General features: G+C 64.1%; 19 protein-coding genes. 13 read left to right on the forward strand and 6 right to left on the reverse strand.

Going from position 1 to position 18,521, the window contains the following annotated elements:
- Positions 1 to 71: 71 nt before the first annotated feature.
- Positions 72 to 1,160, forward strand: a complete 1,089-nt coding sequence (locus GYB81_RS00110) for a ferredoxin reductase (RefSeq protein ID WP_161864753.1) — start codon at positions 72 to 74, stop codon at positions 1,158 to 1,160.
- Entirely contained in the window at positions 1,157 to 2,239 is a 1,083-nt protein-coding gene (locus GYB81_RS00115) for a fatty acid desaturase family protein (protein WP_161864754.1), read from the forward strand. The genes GYB81_RS00110 and GYB81_RS00115 overlap by 4 nt, the downstream gene beginning before the upstream one ends.
- 72 nt (positions 2,240 to 2,311) lie before the next feature.
- Here the strand turns inward: GYB81_RS00115 and GYB81_RS00120 are convergent, their stop codons facing one another.
- Positions 2,312 to 2,695 (reverse strand): hypothetical protein, encoded by a 384-nt coding sequence (locus GYB81_RS00120; RefSeq protein WP_161864755.1) that lies wholly within the window; start codon positions 2,693 to 2,695, stop codon positions 2,312 to 2,314.
- A 273-nt stretch (positions 2,696 to 2,968) separates the two neighbouring features.
- Here GYB81_RS00120 and GYB81_RS00125 point away from each other — a divergent pair, with 273 nt between their 5' ends.
- From GYB81_RS00125 to GYB81_RS00160, 8 genes are all read left to right on the forward strand, one after another.
- Positions 2,969 to 3,868, forward strand: coding sequence for an AEC family transporter (locus tag GYB81_RS00125; RefSeq protein WP_161864756.1), 900 nt, complete (start codon positions 2,969 to 2,971; stop codon positions 3,866 to 3,868).
- Positions 3,869 to 3,960: 92 nt separating this feature from the next.
- Positions 3,961 to 4,908: an alpha/beta fold hydrolase gene (locus GYB81_RS00130; RefSeq protein ID WP_161864757.1), complete on the forward strand. Its 948-nt coding sequence runs from the start codon at positions 3,961 to 3,963 to the stop codon at positions 4,906 to 4,908.
- A gap of 158 nt (positions 4,909 to 5,066) precedes the next feature.
- Positions 5,067 to 5,573 (forward strand): TRAP transporter small permease subunit, encoded by a 507-nt coding sequence (locus tag GYB81_RS00135; RefSeq protein ID WP_161864758.1) that lies wholly within the window; start codon positions 5,067 to 5,069, stop codon positions 5,571 to 5,573.
- Positions 5,573 to 6,898 (forward strand): TRAP transporter large permease, encoded by a 1,326-nt coding sequence (locus GYB81_RS00140; protein ID WP_161864759.1) that lies wholly within the window; start codon positions 5,573 to 5,575, stop codon positions 6,896 to 6,898. The genes GYB81_RS00135 and GYB81_RS00140 overlap by 1 nt, the downstream gene beginning before the upstream one ends.
- A gap of 134 nt (positions 6,899 to 7,032) precedes the next feature.
- Positions 7,033 to 8,070 carry a TRAP transporter substrate-binding protein gene (locus GYB81_RS00145; RefSeq protein ID WP_161864760.1) on the forward strand — a complete coding sequence of 346 codons (1,038 nt, stop codon included), beginning with the start codon at positions 7,033 to 7,035 and terminating at the stop codon, positions 8,068 to 8,070.
- Positions 8,071 to 8,323: 253 nt separating this feature from the next.
- Entirely contained in the window at positions 8,324 to 9,697 is a 1,374-nt protein-coding gene (locus tag GYB81_RS00150; RefSeq protein ID WP_161864761.1) for a glutamine synthetase family protein, read from the forward strand.
- A gap of 99 nt (positions 9,698 to 9,796) precedes the next feature.
- Positions 9,797 to 11,185: an aldehyde dehydrogenase family protein gene (locus GYB81_RS00155; protein ID WP_161864762.1), complete on the forward strand. Its 1,389-nt coding sequence runs from the start codon at positions 9,797 to 9,799 to the stop codon at positions 11,183 to 11,185.
- A gap of 8 nt (positions 11,186 to 11,193) precedes the next feature.
- Positions 11,194 to 12,363 (forward strand): iron-containing alcohol dehydrogenase, encoded by a 1,170-nt coding sequence (locus GYB81_RS00160; protein ID WP_161864763.1) that lies wholly within the window; start codon positions 11,194 to 11,196, stop codon positions 12,361 to 12,363.
- A 4-nt stretch (positions 12,364 to 12,367) separates the two neighbouring features.
- Here the strand turns inward: GYB81_RS00160 and GYB81_RS00165 are convergent, their stop codons facing one another.
- Positions 12,368 to 12,556 carry a hypothetical protein gene (locus tag GYB81_RS00165; RefSeq protein ID WP_161864764.1) on the reverse strand — a complete coding sequence of 63 codons (189 nt, stop codon included), beginning with the start codon at positions 12,554 to 12,556 and terminating at the stop codon, positions 12,368 to 12,370.
- Here GYB81_RS00165 and dctP point away from each other — a divergent pair.
- The 3 genes from dctP to GYB81_RS00180 all read left to right on the forward strand — a co-directional run bounded on the left by dctP (position 12,555) and on the right by GYB81_RS00180 (position 15,566).
- Positions 12,555 to 13,565: a TRAP transporter substrate-binding protein DctP gene (gene dctP / locus GYB81_RS00170; protein WP_161864765.1), complete on the forward strand. Its 1,011-nt coding sequence runs from the start codon at positions 12,555 to 12,557 to the stop codon at positions 13,563 to 13,565. The genes GYB81_RS00165 and dctP overlap by 2 nt on opposite strands.
- The gene (locus GYB81_RS00175) at positions 13,565 to 14,083 is read left to right on the forward strand and encodes a TRAP transporter small permease subunit (protein WP_218573847.1); all 519 of its coding nucleotides are present in this window, start codon (positions 13,565 to 13,567) and stop codon (positions 14,081 to 14,083) included. The genes dctP and GYB81_RS00175 overlap by 1 nt, the downstream gene beginning before the upstream one ends.
- 157 nt (positions 14,084 to 14,240) lie before the next feature.
- Positions 14,241 to 15,566: a TRAP transporter large permease gene (locus GYB81_RS00180; protein ID WP_161864766.1), complete on the forward strand. Its 1,326-nt coding sequence runs from the start codon at positions 14,241 to 14,243 to the stop codon at positions 15,564 to 15,566.
- Positions 15,567 to 15,632: 66 nt separating this feature from the next.
- Here the strand turns inward: GYB81_RS00180 and GYB81_RS00185 are convergent, their stop codons facing one another.
- From GYB81_RS00185 to GYB81_RS00200, 4 genes are all read right to left on the reverse strand, one after another.
- Entirely contained in the window at positions 15,633 to 16,172 is a 540-nt protein-coding gene (locus GYB81_RS00185) for a hypothetical protein (RefSeq protein WP_161864767.1), read from the reverse strand.
- A gap of 113 nt (positions 16,173 to 16,285) precedes the next feature.
- A complete protein-coding gene (locus tag GYB81_RS00190; protein ID WP_161864768.1) occupies positions 16,286 to 16,768 on the reverse strand; it encodes a hypothetical protein in 483 nt (160 codons plus the stop codon).
- Positions 16,769 to 17,125: a DUF6152 family protein gene (locus GYB81_RS00195; protein ID WP_161864769.1), complete on the reverse strand. Its 357-nt coding sequence runs from the start codon at positions 17,123 to 17,125 to the stop codon at positions 16,769 to 16,771. It abuts the gene before it with no gap.
- Positions 17,126 to 17,224: 99 nt separating this feature from the next.
- Positions 17,225 to 18,490 carry an Hsp70 family protein gene (locus GYB81_RS00200; RefSeq protein ID WP_161864770.1) on the reverse strand — a complete coding sequence of 422 codons (1,266 nt, stop codon included), beginning with the start codon at positions 18,488 to 18,490 and terminating at the stop codon, positions 17,225 to 17,227.
- Positions 18,491 to 18,521: the final 31 nt, after the last annotated feature.

Below are 18,521 nucleotides of genomic sequence, written 5' to 3' on the forward strand. Positions count from 1 at the left end.
AGTGAACAACTGTTGACTGAGATAAGGCGGTTCTGTCAGCCTTGTGCACAAGTGTTCACTGGAATCGATTTATGGCTCTGCTTTCCCTGGCGCTGGCACGGAATGTCGCGCGCGGCCTGCAACCGCTGCGCCGGCTCTGTGCGTCCGGCTGGCTGCGCGAGGCGGACGTCGACCTGTGCCTGCGTCTGCTGCATCCGGCGCTACGCCTCAATCGCGTGTTCGCCCAGGTCGAGGCACGCCGTTGGGTGGCCGACGACATGCTGGCAATCGAGTTGCGCTGCAACGGCAATGCGCGTGACTGGCGAGCCGGGCAACACGTTCAGCTCTATCTGGAACAGGACGGTGTGCGCCACGGGCGCAGTTACAGCCTGACCAGGGTGACGGCCGACGGGCGCATCGAACTTGCGATCAAGCGCCAGCCGGGCGGACGCCTGTCCAATTTGCTGCTCGATCATCTTGCGGTCGGCGAAGTGATCGAGCTGGGCCAGGCCTTCGGCGATTTCGTCTGGCCGCAGGAGCAGGACGCCGTGCTGTTGCTGGCGGCCGGCAGCGGCCTCACGCCCTTGCTGGGTCTGCTGCGTGACGCGCTGGCGCGGGGCTTCGCTGCGCCGGTGACGCTGCTGCATCAGGTGCGTCGCCAGGGGCAGCAGGCCTTTGCCGAGGAGTTGCAGGCGTTGGCGGCGCGTCATGCCAACTTGCAGGTGCGCTGGGCCTTCAGCGGTGAGGCGGGTGGCCGCCTGACGGCCGCACAGCTGGAGGCTTTGCCGGGCGAGCACCTGTTGATATGTGGTCCGCGTGGTTTCGTCGAGCAGGCGTGCGGCTGGTGGCGCGATGCCGGGCGCGGGGCCAGCCTGCAGGCGGAAAGCTTCAGCCCGCTGCCGGTGCTGGCCGAGGCCGATACCGGCGAGGTTCATCTGCGCTTCGCGCGCAGCGGCCAGCAGGTTTCGGGCAACGGCAATGCCAGTCTGCTGGAGCAGGCCGAGGCCAGCGGGCTGCGCCCGGCTCATGGCTGTCGTCAGGGCATCTGCACCAGCTGCACCTGCCTGCTGCTGGCCGGCACGGTGCGCGATCTGCGTAGCGGCGAGCTGTTCGCCGAACCCAATCAACCCATTCGCTTGTGCGTCAGCGCCCCGCATGGGGATGTGGAGATCGACCTGTGACGACCCGCCTTGACCGTGAGCTGAGCCCCGCCGAACTCGAAGCCTTCGGCCAGGAACTGGATGCCCTGCGCCGGCGCACCCTGGCCGATCTGGGCGAGGCCGATGCACGCTACATTCGCCGCGTACGCGCGGCCGTTCGCGGGTGCTGCTGGACTGGTCGCGCGCTGCTGATGCTCGGCTGGTTCCCGCCGACCTGGCTGCTCGGCACTCTGCTGCTGGGCCTGGGCAAGATCCTGGAGAACATGGAGCTGGGCCACAACGTAATGCACGGCCAGTACGACTGGATGAACGACCCGGAATTCGCCGGTCGCCGGTACGAGTGGGACATCGTCGGGCCGGCCGATTTCTGGCGACACACCCACAACCACGTACACCACACCTACACCAACGTGCTGGGCATGGACGACGACGTCGGCTACGGCGTTGTGCGCCTGTTCCCCGAGCAGCGCTGGAAGCCGTTCTATCGCTGGCAGCCCTTGTGGGTGACGATTCAGGCGCTGCTGTTCCAGTACGCCGTGGCCATTCAGCACCTGCGCCTGGACAAGCTGGTCAAGGGACGTATCAGCAAGGAGGAGGTACGGCCGCTGGCACGTCGGTTCGGCGCCAAGCTGATGCGGCAATGGGGCAAGGACTATCTGGCGTTTCCGCTGCTGGCGCTTCTGCTCGGCGCCAATGCACTGGCCGTACTGAGCGGCAACCTGGTGGCCAATCTGCTGCGCAATCTGTGGACCTTTCTGGTGATCTTCTGCGGTCACTTCACCGAGAAGGCGGCGGTATTTGCACCTGAAATACTGGAGGGGGAGACGCGCGGGCACTGGTACCTGCGTCAGCTACGCGGTTCCAGCAACCTGTCCGGTGGCCCGCTGCTGCATATCCTCACCGGCAACCTCAGCCACCAGATCGAGCATCACCTGTTCCCCGACCTGCCGGCGCGGCGCTATGCCGAGCTGGCGCGTGAGGTGCGCCTGATTGCCCAGCGCTATGGCCAGCATTACAACTGCGGCACTTTGTGGGGGCAGTTCGCGACCGTGCTGCGGCGCATCTGGCTTTACCGTCTGCCCCATGCCGGGATGGCATGAGCCACTCGGCTGATCCGATGGCGAACATAAAAAGCCCGGCTTTTGCCGGGCTTGTGGGTGTTGCAATAGCGCTTAAGCCGTGCGGCCGTGCTGCTCGATCAGGCGATCGGAGCCGCCCTCGGCCAGCTGAACGCGCTTGGCACCGGGGGTGCGCTCGTAACCGCCCTCGGCCAGCTGAACGCGCTGTGCGCCCGGGGTGCGCTCGTAACCGCCTTCGGCCAGTTGAACACGCTGGGCGCCCGGGGTGCGCTCATAGCCGCCTTCGACCAGTTGGATGCGCTTGGCGCCGGGAGTGCGCTCCGAGCCATTCTCGGCCAGCGGTGCGACGGGTTGCAGTTGCACCTGGCTGTCTTTGGCTTCACCTACCAGCGGGAAAGGGGCACCGCTCGAGGCAGCGAATACGCTGGTGGTCATCAGGCTAAAGGCCAGGGCGGCGAGAGTCAGTTGCGCTTTCATGTCGATGTCTCCGTAGGGAGTAATAAGTGGCTTCGGAGTCAATTCTTCAGGACATGCGCGCAGATAAAAACTTGACTGGTCTGATAGTGAAAATCGATCCCCTCAATACTTGAGCGGGACGCTCTATCTCGGGGCTTACAGGTTGATGTCAAGCGCAGCGGCGAATGTTCCGCGAGGCATCGCGCTGACCGTTCGGCACGCGTATGCTTGGCGACCCCCGCGGGTCGAGCTCGATCCGTCCGCTTAAGCGCTACCCAGGAGGCAGGTTCAGCCATGCTCGCGGCACAGGCCATTTTGCCGATCTTCGCTCTGATCGTTCTCGGCTACCTGCTGGGCTGGCGGCAGTGGCTCACCACTGAGTCGGCGGCCGGCCTGGCCAACATCACCTTCAAGCTGTTCATGCCGACGCTGTTGTTTGCCGGCATCGCCAAGGCCTCGCTTGCCGAGGGGCTGTCGCCGGTGTTGCTGCTGGCCTACTACCTACCGGTGCTGCTGGTGTTCGCGCTGGTCAATGCGCTGGCACACTGGCGGCGCGGTACGGCGACGCCGCTGGGCCTGGTGGCGGCCTTCTCCAATAACGTGCTGGTGGGCATCCCGCTGATTGCCAGCCTGATGGGCAACGACGGCCTGCTCTACGTCTTCGCCATCCTGGTGTTCCACAGCCTTACGCTGTTTTCCCTGCACAGCTTTTACGCCGCCTTTGGCAGCCAGGAGCGTGTCGACGGCCGGGCGCTGCTGAAGAACCTGGCCAACCCGATGATCATCGGGTTGGAGTTGGGAGCGCTACTCAACCTGTCTGGACTGCAGGTGCCGGAAAGCCTGTGGCGGGCAATCACCTGGCTCGGTCAGGCTGCGTTGCCCTGTGCGCTGATCGTGCTCGGCGCCAGCCTGTCGCGCTATCGCCTGCGTCCGACCGGCGAGGCCTGGGGCGTGGCCTCGGCCAAACTGCTGCTGTTCCCGGCGCTGGTCTGGTGGCTCAGCGGCCAGCTTCCCGGCCTCAACGAGACCGCACGCAGCGTGCTGGTGCTGCTCGCCGCCTGCCCCAGCGGAGTCAACGTGATGGCCTTTGCCCGCACGGCTGAAGACAGCCGTAGCGTCAGCGCGGCGATTTCCCTCTCCACGCTGCTGGCGGCGATATCCCTGCCGTTTTGGATGCTGCTGGTGGGGTTCTGATCGCTCTTCCCGGTAATTCCCTCTTCCGGGCGATAGGCGTGTTTGGAGTGTCTGGCTAGCATCGCGCTTCCCCTCCGTTCAGGACTGCATCGATGAAACGCCTCGCCCATGTGCTGCTCGGTCTGTTGCTGGTGTTCGGGCTGAGCCTTGCCGGTTTCGTCGTCCTCAACTGGGCGCCGGACCGTCCCGTCGGCGAGCTCAAGGCACGCTGGGCACCACCGCCCTCGCAGTTCGTCGATATCGCTGGAATGTCGGTGCATCTTCGTGATCAGGGACGACGCGATGACCCCGAACCGATCCTGCTGCTGCACGGCACGTCGGCCAGCCTGCATACCTGGGAAGGCTGGGTGAACGAACTGGCCCCACGGCGCCGGGTGATCAGCCTGGATCTGCCCGGTTTCGGCCTCACCGGGCCGTTCCCCAATGGCGATTACCACGTCGAGCACTACACGGCGTTTCTCCTCGCCCTGCTCGATCACCTGCAGGTGAGGCGTGTCGTGCTGGTCGGCAACAGCTTCGGCGGCCAGTTGGCCTGGCGCTTTGCCCTGGCCCATCCCGAACGTAGCGCACGTCTGGTGCTGGTGGACGCGGCCGGCTATCCGCGCAACGCCGAGTCGGTACCGATAGGCTTTCGCCTGGCAGGTATCCCGGCCTTGGCGCCGCTGATGAGCCGCTTGTTGCCGCGGAGCATGATCGAGTCGAGCGTGCGCAACGTTTATGGCGATCCGGACAAAGTCGACGATGAACTGGTCGAGCGCTACTACCAACTGACGTTGCGCGAGGGGAACCGCCAGGCCTTGCGCCAGCGCTTCGCTCAGGCCCCCAGCGGCGAGTTGCATGAGCGTATCGGCGAGCTGCAACTACCCACGCTGATCATCTGGGGGGCGCGTGACCGGCTTATTCCTCCGGACAATGCCGAGCGCTTCGCCGCTGATATCGCGGGCAGCCAGCGCGTGCTGTTCGATGACCTTGGCCATGTGCCCCAGGAAGAGGACGCGCAGCGCACCGTTGCAGTGCTGATCGCCTTTTTGCAGCGCTGAGGCTCTAGCGCGGCACTTTCCAAGTGCTTGATTTTGTTCGTTGAAGTTCCAGACGCTAAGGGGTGGCGCGTTTCCTGCTATGGCTCGGCGGGGCGGTTGGCTTTGGCGAATCTTCGTCTAGGCTGACGGGATAACGAACAAAAACAGCAGGAAACTGCATGCGCAACGGCATTAGAGCGTTCGTCCGGGTCGTGGACGCATTCAACCTGAGGGTCGGGCGTTTCGCCATGTACCTGATCTTCGCCATGCTGGCGGTGCTGCTGTATTCCTCGATCAGCAAGACCTTCTTCACCCCGTCGATCTGGACCCTGGAAAGCGCCCAGTTCCTCATGGTCGCCTACTTCCTGCTCGGCGGCGCCTACTCGATGCAACTCGACGCCCATGTGCGTATGGACCTGGCCTACAGCCGCTGGTCGCCACGCACCCGCGCCGTGGTCGATGCCATCACCGTGTTCATGCTGATCTTCTACCTGGTGATGCTGCTGGTCGGCGGCATTTCCTCCACCGACTACGCCATCGAATACAAGGAGACCAGCTATTCGGCCTGGTCGCCTTACATGGCGCCGATCAAGATCATCATGTGCTTCGGCATCGCCCTGATGCTGCTGCAGGCCATCGCCACCTTCTTCAAGGATTTCTACGCCGCCCGTGGGGAGACCCTGTGATGAGCTACGAGCTGATCGCGCTGTTGATGTTCTCCTCGATGATGTTGCTGCTGCTCACCGGCAAGCGCGTGTTCGGCGCCATCGGCTTCGTCGCAGCCGCCGCGGCCCTGCTGCTGTGGGGCGACGGCGGCTCGGAGATGGCCTTCAGCGCGGCGATGAAACTGATGAAGTGGTACCCGCTGCTGACCCTGCCGATGTTCGTGTTCATGGGCTACATGCTTTCCGAGTCGGGCATCGCCGAAGACCTCTACAAGATGTTCCACGTGTGGATGGGACCGCTGCCGGGCGGCCTGGCCATCGGCACCATCTTCCTCATGGTGGCGATCTCGGCGATGAACGGTCTGAGCGTGGCCGGCATGGCCATCGGCGCGAGCATCGCCTTGCCCGAGCTGCTCAGGCGTGGCTACGACAAGATCATGATCACCGGGGTGATCCAGGCCGGCAGTTCGCTGGGGATTCTGATTCCGCCCAGCGTGGTGCTGGTGCTCTACGGCATGATCGCGCGCCAGCCGGTGGGTCAGCTTTGGCTGGCCGGGGCCATACCCGGGCTGATGATGGCCGGCATGTTCATGCTCTATATCGCCATTCGCTGCCGCCTGCAGCCGCACATGGGCCCGCCGCTGGCCAAGGCCGAGCGCGAGCAGATCAGCATGCCGGAGAAGTTGCGCCTGCTCAGCGCCGGGCTGGTGCCGCTGTTCATCTTCTTCACCATGACCGGCTTGTTCCTGCTGGGCTACACCAGCCTGGTGGAAAGCTCGGCGGTCGGCGCGGCGGCGGCGACCCTGGCAGCGCTGTTCAAGGGGCGCCTCAGTGGCAAGGTGATGGAGGAAACGCTGCGCAAGACGCTGGCCATCAGCTGCATGTTCATGTGGATCATCCTCGCCGCGCTGTGCTTCGGTGCGGTGTTCGACGGCCTCGGCGCGGTCAGGGCGATCGAGAACTTTTTCGTCGACAGCCTGCACCTGGGGCCCTGGCAGATTCTGATCATCATGCAGCTGTCGTTCATCCTGATGGGCATGTTCCTCGATGACACCGCCATGCTGGTGATAGTCGCGCCTCTCTATATTCCGCTGGTCGGCGCTCTGGGTTTCGACCTGGTCTGGTACGGCGTGCTCTACACCATCACCTGTCAGATCGCCTACATGACGCCGCCGTTCGGCTACAACCTGTTTCTCATGCGCGCCATGGCACCGCCCGAAGTGACCCTGCGCGACATCTACGTCTCGGTCATCCCCTTCGTCATCATCATGGTCCTGGCGCTGACTCTGGTCATGGTCTTCCCGCAGCTGGCGCTGTGGTTGCCGCAGCTGCACTACGGCGGCTGATCAAAGGAAATCGGCGCGCCCCGCGCGCCAGCAGTCGAGCCGGCGCCTGCCGGTCACTGGCAAGGCTGTCGCGATGCCGCGGCGGCAATGAGCGGTTGTATTGCATCTGCATCGACACTATTGGAGAGACCAGCATGAGTACGAGACGCGATTTCCTGAAAACCGCCGCGGTCGGCACCGCTGCCCTGGGCTCGGCGCACATCTACGCCGCCGAGCCGAAGAAGATCACCTGGCGCCTGCAGACCTACGCCGGCGCGGCGCTGGCCGAGCACGTGATCAAGCCGTCCATCGACGCCTTCAACAAGGCTGCCAACGGCCAGATGGAGATCAAGCTGTACTTCGCCGACCAGTTGGTGCCCACCGGCGAGCTGTTCCGCGCCATGCAGCGCGGCACCATCGACGCGGTGCAGAGCGACGACGACTCCATCGCCGCACCGGTGGACGTCTCGGTGTTCGGTGGTTATTTCCCCTTCGCCACCCGTTACAGCCTCGACGTGCCGGTGCTGTTCGAGCAGTACGGGCTCAACGAGATCTGGGCCGAGGCGTACGGCGAGGTCAAGGGTGTGACCTGGCTCGGCGCCGGTGCCTGGGACCCTTGCCACTTCGCCACGGTGCAGCCGATCAGAAAGCTCGATGACCTCAAGGGCAAACGCATCTTCACTTTCCCTACCGCCGGCAAGTTCCTTTCGCGCTTCGGCGTGATCCCGGTGACCCTGCCCTGGGAAGATGTCGAGGTGGCAGTGCAGACCGGCGAGCTGGACGGCATCGCCTGGTCCGGCATCACCGAGGACTACACGGTGGGCTGGGCCAACGTCACCAAGTACTTCCTCACCAACAACATCTCCGGCGCCTGGATCGGCTCCTATTTCGCCAACTCGGACAAATGGGCCGAGGTGCCGGAGCACCTCAAGACCCTGTTCAATCTGTGCATGGACAGCTCCAACTACTATCGCCAACACTGGTACTGGGGCGGCGAGGCGCAACTGCGCGTGGAAGGCGGCAAGCTGGAGCTGACCTCCATCCCGGCCGAAGAATGGGCCACGGTGGAGGCCGAAGCGCAGAAGTTCTGGGACGAGATCGCCAAGACCAGCCCGCGCTGCGCCAAGGTGGTGGATATCTTCAAGAAGTACAACGCGCTGATGGCCAAGGCCGGAGCGCCCTATCGCGGTTGAGGCCGTTGAGTCGGAGCGCCCGTACCTGGCGGTACGGGCGCGGCTTTATTAAGCCGCTGTATCGCGTCAGGCAGATTTTTCCCTCCGCTTGCCTGCCATCCCGGTAATCCTGTACCACACTCTATGAGCCTGAAACGGACGCTATACCAAGCGTCGTGCTGCGCTCTTGCGTTGTCGGCCCTGCCAGGCCAGTCATGAATGCCCAGCTCTGCGCTTGACCCGCTTGCCATAACAACAAGACACAGGGGTTAGCATGTTCAAACCACGGGATGTAAAGACCGTCGGCGAGGCCCGGCGCATCGTCGAGGAACGTGGCCTGAGCCACGTGAAGGTCGGTCTGTTCGACAACGATGGGGTGATGCGCGGCAAGTACATGAGCCGCAGCAAGTTCTTCTCCGCCCTCGAGCACGGCTTCGCCTTCTGCGACGTGGTGCTCGGCTGGGACGTCAAGGATCAGCTCTACGACAACACCCAGTACACCGGCTGGCACAGCGGCTACCCCGATGCGCCGGTGCGCATCCTGCCGCATACCTGTCGCGAGATTCCCTTCGAGAACGGCATGCTGCTGTTTCTCGCCGAGTTCGATCAGCAGGCCGAGGCGGTGTGCCCGCGCGGCACCCTGCGCCGGGTGATCGAACGCTGCCAGGCCATGGGCTTCGAGCCCTATGCGGCCCTGGAGTACGAGTTCTTCATGTTCGACGAAACGCCGGAGTCGGCGCGGGCCAAGGGCTTTCGCGACCTCAAGCCGTTCACCCCGGACTGGTTCGGCTACTCGATGATCCGCAACTCGGTGCACGCCGAGCTCTATCACCAGATCCTCGAAATGGGCGAGGCGATGGATTTTCCCATCGAGGGTCTGCACACCGAGACCGGGCCGGGCGTGCTGGAGGCGGCCATCGCCTATGACCGCGCCGAGGCGGCGGCGGACAAGGGGGCGCTGTTCAAGACCTTCATGAAGGTGCTGGCCCAGCGCAACGGGCTGATGGCCACCTTCATGGCCAAATGGTCGGGCAAGTATCCGGGGCAGAGCGGGCATATCCACGTGTCGCTGCGCGACCGTGCCAGCGACAAGTCGGCCTTCTTTGATCCCGATCAGGCGCACAACATGAGCAAGCTGCAGCGGCATTTCCTCGCCGGGCAGCAGCGCCTGATGCCGGAATTCCTGTGCATGGTGGCGCCGACGCTGAACAGTTACCGGCGTCTGATTCCCGGCTTCTGGGCACCCACCGACGCCACCTGGGGGGTGGAGAACCGCACCGCGGCGCTGCGGGTGATCCCCGGCAGCGACAAGTCGCAGCGCCAGGAGTACCGCCTCGGCGCCGCCGACGGCAATCCCTTCCTGGCCTTGTCGGTGGCCATCGGCTCGGGCCTGTACGGAATCATGCAGCAGTGGGAGCCGACCGCGCCGGTCAGCGGCAACGCCTATGCGCTCAAGCACCCCGAGGAGCTGGCGCTGCCGCGCACGCTGTGGGATGCGGCGCAGCGCCTGAAGGGCTCGCAGGCGGCGCGCGAGCTGTTCGGCGATGCCTTCGTCGAGCACTTCGCCGCCAGCCGCGAATGGGAAGAGCGCGAGTACCGCCGCCATGTCAGCGACTGGGAGCTGGATCGCTACTTCGAAATCATCTGATTCCCCATTCCCGTAGCCCGGATGCAATCCGGGGCGGCTTTTCGTCGAGTGTCCCCGGATTGCATCCGGGCTACGAAGGCAGGATTCGTGGAGCACCTAATGAGCAAACTGCAATGCATTTCCCCCATCGACGGCTCGGTCTACGTCGAGCGTCACCTGGCCTCCAACCCCGAGATCCAGGCCGCGCTGGCCAAGGCCGAGCTGGCGCAACAGGCCTGGGAACGCACGCCGCTGCGTGAGCGCATCGCCATCGGCCGGCGCGCCATCGAAGCCTTCGCCGCACGTGAGAGCCAGCTGGCCGAGGAGCTGTGCTGGATGATGGGCCGGCCGATCCGCTACGCTGCCGGCGAGATCCGCGGCTTAGTCGAGCGCGCCACGCATATGGCCGATATCGCCGAGGGTTCGCTGGCCGATATCCGCCTGCCGGACAAGCCCGGCTTCACCCGCTTCATCCGCCGCGAGCCGTTGGGCGTGGCACTGGTCATCGCGCCCTGGAACTACCCCTACCTGACCGCCGTGAATGCGGTGATGCCGGCACTGCTGGCGGGCAACGCGGTATTGCTCAAGCACTCGGCGCAGACTCCGTTGTGCGCCGAGCGCATGGTCGAGGCCTTTGCCGAGGCTGGCCTGCCTGAAGGCGTGTTCCAGTACCTGCACCTGAGCCACGGCGAGACCGAAGCGCTGATTCGCGCGCCGACCATCAACCACGTCGCCTTCACCGGTTCGGTGCCGGGCGGGGCCATGGTCGAGCGGGCGGCGGCCGGGCGCTTCATCAGCGTCGGCCTGGAGCTGGGCGGCAAGGATCCGGCCTATGTGCGCGCCGACGCCGACCTGGCCCATGCGGTGGAAACCGCCATCGACGGCGCCTTCTTCAACTCCGGCCAATCGTGCTGCGGCATCGAGCGCATCTACGTGCACGAGTCGCTATACGACGCCTTCGTCGAGCAGGCGGTGGGGCTGGTGCGCCAGTACAAGCTGGGGCGCTCGGACGACCCGCAGACCACCCTGGGCCCGCTGGTGCGGGCCGACGCTGCCGATTTCGTCCGCGCGCAGATCGCCGAGGCGGTCGCCCAGGGCGCCAGGGCGCATATCGACCCGGCCGAGTTTCCCCTGGATGCGCCGGGTACGCCCTATCTGGCGCCGCAGGTGCTGACCAACGTCAGCCATGAAATGCGCGTGATGACCGAAGAGTCCTTCGGCCCGGTGGTGGGTATTCAGAAGGTCGCCAACGACGAGGAGGCGCTGGCGCTGATGAACGACAGCGAGTTCGGTCTGACCGCGGCGATCTTCAGTCGCGACGTCGATGCTGCCATGGCCCTGGCCGATCGGGTGGAGGCCGGCACGGTGTTTCTCAACCGTTGCGACTACCTCGACCCGGGGCTGGCCTGGACCGGCGTGAAGCACTCCGGGCGCGGCTGCACCCTCTCAAGGGTCGGCTACGAGCAGCTGACCCGGCCGAAATCCTTCCACTTCAAGACTCAGCTGTGAGGCGCGCAATGACTCTCGATCAGTACCGCATGAACTGGAATTACCCCACCTCGATGCGCGTCGGCGTCGGCCGTATCAGCGAGCTGGCCGAGGCCTGCCGCCAGCTCGGCATGCGCGCTCCGCTGCTGTGTACCGACCCCGGCCTGGCCGCACTGCCGATGATCGACGCGGCACTGCGTCAGTGCCGCGATGCAGGCTTGAACGCAGGGCTGTTCTCGGCGATCAAGGGCAACCCCACCGGCGCCAACGTGCTGGACGGTGTGGCCGCGTTCAAGGCCGGCGGGCATGACGGGGTGATCGCCTTCGGCGGCGGCTCGGCGCTGGATGCCGGCAAGGCCATCGCCCTGATGGTCGGCCAGGATCGGCCGCTGTGGGATTTCGAGGACGTCGGCGACAATGCCAGCCGGGTCAATGTCGCCGGCATGGCGCCGGTGGTGGCGGTGCCGACCACCGCCGGCACCGGCTCGGAAGTCGGCCGCGCCTCGGTGATCACCGACGAGGCGGCGCATATCAAGCGCATCATCTTCCACGCGCGCATGCTGCCGGCGCTGGTGATTCTCGACCCGGAACTGACGGTCGGCCTGCCGGCGAAGATCACCGCCGCCACCGGCATGGACGCGCTGTCGCACAGCCTGGAGGCCTTCTGCTCACCGCTGTTCCATCCCATGGCCGAGGGCATCGCCCTGGAAGGCATGCGCCTGGTGCAGCAGTACCTGCCGCGTGCGGTCAGTCAGGGCACCGATGTCGAGGCGCGGCTGCAGATGCTGGTGGCCTCGAGCATGGGTGCCACCGCCTTCCAGCGTGGCCTCGGCGCGATGCACGCGCTGGCCCATCCACTGGGGGCGCTGTACGACGCCCATCACGGTCTGCTCAATGCGGTACTGATGCCGTACGTGCTGGTGGCCAACCGCGGCGCCATCGAGCCGCAGATGGAGAAGATGGCGCGCTACCTGGCACTGCCGGGCAGCGGCTTCGAGGCGGTGCTTGAGTGGGTGCTGGCGCTGCGCAGCGAAGTGGGTATCGCCCACAGCCTGGGCGAGATCGGCATCGACGATGCGCGCATCGAGCAGGTCGGGCGCATGGCCGAGGTGGACCCCTCGGCCGGCACCAACCCCATCGTCTATTCGGCCAGCCAATACAGCGCGTTGTTCGACAAGGCGCTGCGCGGGGTGCTATAGGTCGTCACGGACGAAGCGCTGCGTCAAGCTGGCGCAGGCGCTCTACCAGGGCGGCGCTCGTCGCAAACAGATAAGCGGAGGTCGCTTGTCTGTCGCTACGCTGGAGATAGAACGCCAAAGTATCAGCCTCCAGGTTTTTCATAAAAACGATAAGACTGATAACAGATAACACGGAATGGAGCATCTCAAACATGAAAAGACGTGATCTGATCAAGACCGCCGCAACCGGACTCGCCGCCGCCCCTCTGGCGATGGGCGCCACGTTCGCCAACGCCGCCGTCAATTTGCGTATGCAGACCTACTGGGGCAAAGAGGCCAACGACATTTTCAACGCCTTCGTCGATGACGTGAAGGTCGCCTCCAACAACGAGCTGCGCATCCGTCGTTACACCGGTAGCTCGCTGGTACCGGACGCAGAGATGTTTCAGGCCGTCGGCAAGGGCACCATCGACATGTGCCAGGGCTACGCCGGTTACTGGCCGGGCCAGCTGGATATCGCTTCGATCGAGGCAGGCCTGCCGGGCGCCTGGACCAATTACGACGAAGCCATGTACGTGATGGAGACCAAGGGCCTGATCGGCCTGATCCGCGAAGCCTACGCCGAGCACAACGTCCACTATCTTGGCCCGATCATGGGTGGCCCCTTCGACCTGCTGACCAAGCAGCCGGTGAAGAGCCTGGACGACCTCAAGAAGATGAAGATCCGCGCGACCCCGAGCGTGGCGAAAATCCTCCAGCAGTTCGACATCCCGACCGTGTTCCTGCCCGGTTCCGAACTCTATGTCGGCCTGAGCACCGGCACCATCGACGGTGTCATCTACGCCGGTACCAACGAGTACCTGTCGATGAAGCTCTTCGAAGCGGCCAAGTACTACACGGCATTGAACATGGTCAGCCCGGGCTATACCGACCAGATGCTGGTCAACATGGACAAGTGGAAAGGGCTGACCGACGAGCAGCGCAAGTGCATCGAGCTGGGCTACGCCAGTCACGCGAGCAAGATGCACACCTGGATGGTCAGCGGCTCGATCGATGCGTCCACCACCGGCCACTTCGAGATGAGCGCGCTGCCGCCGGAAGACTCTGCCCGTCTGCGCAAGGCCGCAGAGGTCATCTGGGAAGAGGAAGCGGCCAAGTCCGAGCGTAACAAGAAAGCCATCGACATCCTCAAGGAAGCCGCCAAGGCTACCGGGAGAGCCTGATGACGGGGATATCTCGCTTGCTCGATGCAATCGACGGGATATCCGAATTCACTGGCAAGGCCATCTCCTGGATGTGCCTTGCCATGATCGGCGTCCTCCTGTACGAAATCGCAGCTCGTTATTTTTTCCTCAGCCCGACCTCCTGGGCACACGAAAGCACCACCATGCTCTACGGCACCTTCTGCATCCTGGCCGGCGCCTATACCCACCGGCACCAGGCTCACGTGCGTAGCGAGGTGATCTATCACGTGCTGACATTACGCACCCGTGCGGCTCTCGATGTCATCACTGGTGGCGTGATGTTGGTGATCTTCAGCGTGTTCTTCTACATCGCCTGCCAGTTCGCGCTGGATTCCTGGCAGAGCCAGGAGGTGTCATCGAAGAGTACCTGGGGCGTGCCGATCTACCCGTTCAAGACCATGTTGCCGCTGGGTGTCGGCCTGGTGCTGCTGCAAAGCTTTGCGCACTGGATTCGGGATCTGCGTGTAGCTTTCAACCTGACACCCGAGAAAGCCTGAAGGCCGATACCGGATCAGCCAGGGCCGTGCCTCTGCCGGCTATCGATGCTCCGGTCCGCGTCGCCGCACCTGCGGGCGCGTGTCGATCCATCCGTACCTGGCCCAACCCCGGGGCGCACTGACGCCCGATAACGCAAGGTTTACAAAGGAATTCAAGGTGACAGAACTTGATCCGCTACTCGTGACCGCCGGCATGTTCGGCGCCATGTTCATCATGCTGATGCTCGGGGCGCCGCTGGCCTGGTCACTGCTCAGTGTAGGCGTGGTGTTCGCCTATTTTCTCTGGGGCACCGGTGGCCTCGAACTGCTGGCCATCAGCTCCTTCGATGCGATGGACAACTTCCTGCTGGTCGCGCTGCCCTTGTTCATCTTCATGGGATTGATGCTGGAGCGATCAGGTATCACCGACGACCTGTTCGAGATGATGAACAAGCTGATGGGCCAGATCCCCGGAGGGCTCGGTATCGGTACCGTGATCATCTGCGCACTGATCGCCGCGATGGCTGGTGTGTCCGGCGCCGCGACCGTCAGCCTGGGGGTGATCGCGCTGCCGGCCATGCTCAAGCGCGGTTATGACAAGCGACTGGTGACCGGCACCATCATGGCCGGCGGCGCGCTGGGCTTCCTGATACCGCCCAGCGTGCTGATGATCCTGTACGCCTTCCTGGCGCGGGAGTCAGTCGGCAAGCTGTTCGCCGCAGGCCTGATGCCGGGGCTGATGCTGGCCGGCATCTATATCCTTTACATCCTCATCCGCAGCCGTATCAATCCTTCGCTGGCGCCGCCCGTACCGCAGGAGCAGCGCATCGGTGCGCTCGACAAGCTCAAGTCGCTCAAGGCTCTGATCCTGCCGGGGGCGCTTATCACGACCGTGCTTTACTGCATCATCTCCGGGATCACTGCGCCGTCCGAGGCTTCGGCCATCGGCGCCTTTGGTGCGATCGTTTGCGCTGCCATCTACCGCACGCTGAGCTGGTCGATGCTCAAGGACGTGCTGATCAGCACCACTCGTCTGATGGGGATGCTCATCTGGATCACCATCGCGGCGATCTTCTTCAGCAAGGTGTACATCGGCCTCGATGCGGGCTTCATGTTGCAGGACATCATCCAGGATGCCGACGTGTCGCCAATGTGGGTCATCATCATGATGCTGGCCTGCTACTTCGTGCTAGGCATGTTCCTCGACGATTTCGCCATTGTCTTCATCACGGTGCCGTTGTTCGTGCCGATCGTCGAGTCTCTCGGCTTCGACACCATCTGGTTCGCGGTGCTGTTCATCGTCAGCATGCAGTCGGCCTATCTGACGCCACCGTTTGGCTACAACCTTTTCTACATGCGCTCGGTGGCGCCACCCGAGATCACCATCTACGACCTGTACAAGGCTGCCATTCCCTTCATCGTGCTGCAGATCATCGGTCTCGGCTTGCTGCTGGCCTTTCCGCAGATTGCGCTCTGGCTGCCGGAAACCCTGTACGGGCCGTGAGTCGATTACAGCTGCCGGCAAAGAAAAGGGGCCTTCGGGCCCCTTTTTCTTTTGCAGCCGAGCGGGCTACGCCTGTGCCTCGTCTTGCGCTGCCTGCAAGGCTTCCAGCGCTGGTGCCGCGTAGATGCCCACTTCCACCGCCAGCTCCATCACGCGTGGCAGGTCGCTGGTGTACACCAGTACTGCCTGGAGTTCATCGTCCAGTGGCTCGCTGATATCCACCAGCGTATAGCCACCGGTTTCCGGCGACAGCGCCGAAAGTTGCACCTGGATGCGGTTAAGCGCCTTCAGCGGCTCGGTCTTGGCCAGTTGCTTGGCCTTGAGCACGAACTGCACCTGCGGTCCGAAGGACTCGGTGATGCGCTGGAACAGCTCTTCATAGCTGTCGGCCTGGAACAGCACGGTATCCGGCAGGCTGCCGATCACCACCCATTCGCCCAACGGGATCGGGAAGTCGTCATCGTAGTTGACGTCCGGGTTGGCGGCGAGGAAGGCGGCGGGATCGGCATAGGCCTGCGCCGCCTCGTCGGCGATGCGCGTGATCTCGTCCTCGCTCAGGCAGCCGGAGCTAATCTTGGCTATCAATTCTTTCAGCTGGGCTTGCATCGGGGCGTTCCTGTTCGAGGGGGCGAAGGCGCGCAGGATAACAGGTCATTTTTGAAGCAGTCTTGCCAACGCTGGGAGTTTTTAAACGCAACGCCCAAACAGCGCACGCCGCCCTAGAAGTAGGCCAACAGGCGACCGAGGCTCATCACCAGTAGCCAGAGCAGCAGCGACAGTGCCGCCTGAATTCGGCCGAGCAGTGGCGCGCGCCTGTCCCATTCGCTCAGCCGCGTACTCCATAGGTGGCGAAACAACAGGGCGTTGCCGATACCCATGACGATCAGCAGCAGCTTGAGCTGCAGCAGACGGTCGACTGCCAGCGGTCCGGCGTCGGCGGCGAACAGGCAGATACCGCTGCCTATCAGCAATAACAGGCCTGCCACCGCCAACGGCGTCAGCGCCCGCGACACGGCCGGCAGGGAGAAGGCGCGGCCGGCCCCGAGCAAGCGCGCGTCGAGCAGCAGCATGGGGCCAAGCAGCAGCACCAGGCCAAGCAGGTGCAACAAGTTGAACAGCGGATAGAGCAGCGCCGAACTGCGCATCTGCTCGCCCAGGGCCGAGGCTTCCAGCCAGGCCGTCCAGGCGATCAGGCTGTCCATCTACCTGAGTTCGATGGTGCGGCCATCGATGATGATGCGTTCGGCGCGGATCTCCGCGGTACCGTCCTTGCGTGGATAGCCGACTATGGTCACGGTCTTGCCCTCCGTCAGGTCGGCTTCCGGCAGGCCGCGTGACTGCAGGCGGCTGATCGGGGCGAGTATCACCTGCCAGGTGCGCCCGTCGTGTTCGATGCTCACGTCGGCGTGCGGGTTGCGATAGTTGACGCTCTGCAGCGGCACTTCCAGGGTCAGAGGCTGGTCCGCATCATAGGAACTCCAGCCATGATGGGCCTGGACGAAGGGGCCGGCGAGTAGCAGGCCGAGCGCGGTGGCAACGAGCAGCAGTTTCTTCAGCATGGCGATCACCCGGTAGGCTGATTGAACACCGGGTAAACCTAGCCCCTGTGACCGGCGCCGTGGCGCACGGGCACATTTGGAAACAGAATGGCGCCAGCCTTAGCCGTAGCGCTTCTTCGCCTCGATGGCCAGGCCACTGCCGATGCTGCCGAAGGTATTGCCTTCTACGCTGCGCGCGTTGGGCAGCATCGCCGCTACGCTCTGGCGCAGGGCCGGCACGCCACTGGAGCCGCCGGTGAAGAACAGAGTATCGACCTGATCGGCAGCGATGCCGGCATCGGCCATCAGCTGGGTGAGGCTGGCGCGAATGCGCTCGAGCAGCGGCTCGATGGCGTTCTCGAACAGCGGGCGGGTCAGCTCGGCGACCAGGCCCGGCTCGACGCGCGACAGGTCGATGGCGCGCGCCTCCTGCTCGCTGAGGGCGATCTTGCTCTCTTCCACCTGCATCGCCAGCCAGTGCCCGGCGCGTTGTTCGATCAGGCCAAAGAGCCGGTCGATGCCGGTGGCGTCGACGATGTCGTAACGCATGTTCTGTAGCGCCAGCTGGGTTTTCTGTGCGTACAGCGCGTTGATGGTGTGCCAGGTGGCCAGGTTGAGGTGGTAGCTGGTGGGCATGAAGGCGTCGCTCTTCATCCGGCTGCCGTAGCCGAACAGCGGCATCACCCCGGCCAGCGACAGCTGCTTGTCGAAATCGGTGCCGCCGATGTGCACGCCGCCAGTGGCGAGGATGTCGTCCTGACGCTCGGCCAGCTGATGACGCTCAGGCGCCAGGCGCACCAAGGAGAAGTCCGAGGTGCCGCCGCCGATGTCGACGATCAGCACCAGCTCCTCGCGCGCCAGGCTCGACTCGTAGTCGAAGGCCGCGGCGATGGGCTCGTACTGGAACGACACCTCCTTGAAACCGAGCTTGTGCGCCACGGCCACCAGGGTGTTCTGCGCTTCCTGATCGGCCGTCTGATCGTCGTCGACGAAGAACACCGGGCGGCCCAGCACCACTTCCTCGAAGGCGCGTTCGGCCTGCGCTTCGGCGCGTTTTTTCAGTTCACCGATAAAGAACCCGAGCAGGTCCTTGAAGGGCAGGGCGCTGCCCAGCACGGTGGTTTCGCTTTTCAGCAGCTTGGAGCCGAGCAGGCTTTTCAGCGAGCGCATCAGGCGCCCCTCGTAACCTTCCAGATACTCGTGCAACGCCAGACGACCGTATACCGGGCGGCGTTCCTCGGTATTGAAGAAGATCACCGAGGGCAGGGTTATCTTGCCGTCTTCCAGGGGCAGCAGGCTGTCCTGGCCGGGACGCAGCCAGCCGACGGTGGAGTTGGAAGTGCCGAAGTCGATGCCGCAGGCGCGGGCGGGCGTAGAGAAGGACATGGAAACGCAGGGCCGCAAAAATGGCCGCGTA

It is taken from the genome of Pseudomonas yangonensis (genome assembly GCF_009932725.1).
In the GTDB taxonomy this organism is placed as follows: domain Bacteria; phylum Pseudomonadota; class Gammaproteobacteria; order Pseudomonadales; family Pseudomonadaceae; genus Aquipseudomonas; species Aquipseudomonas yangonensis.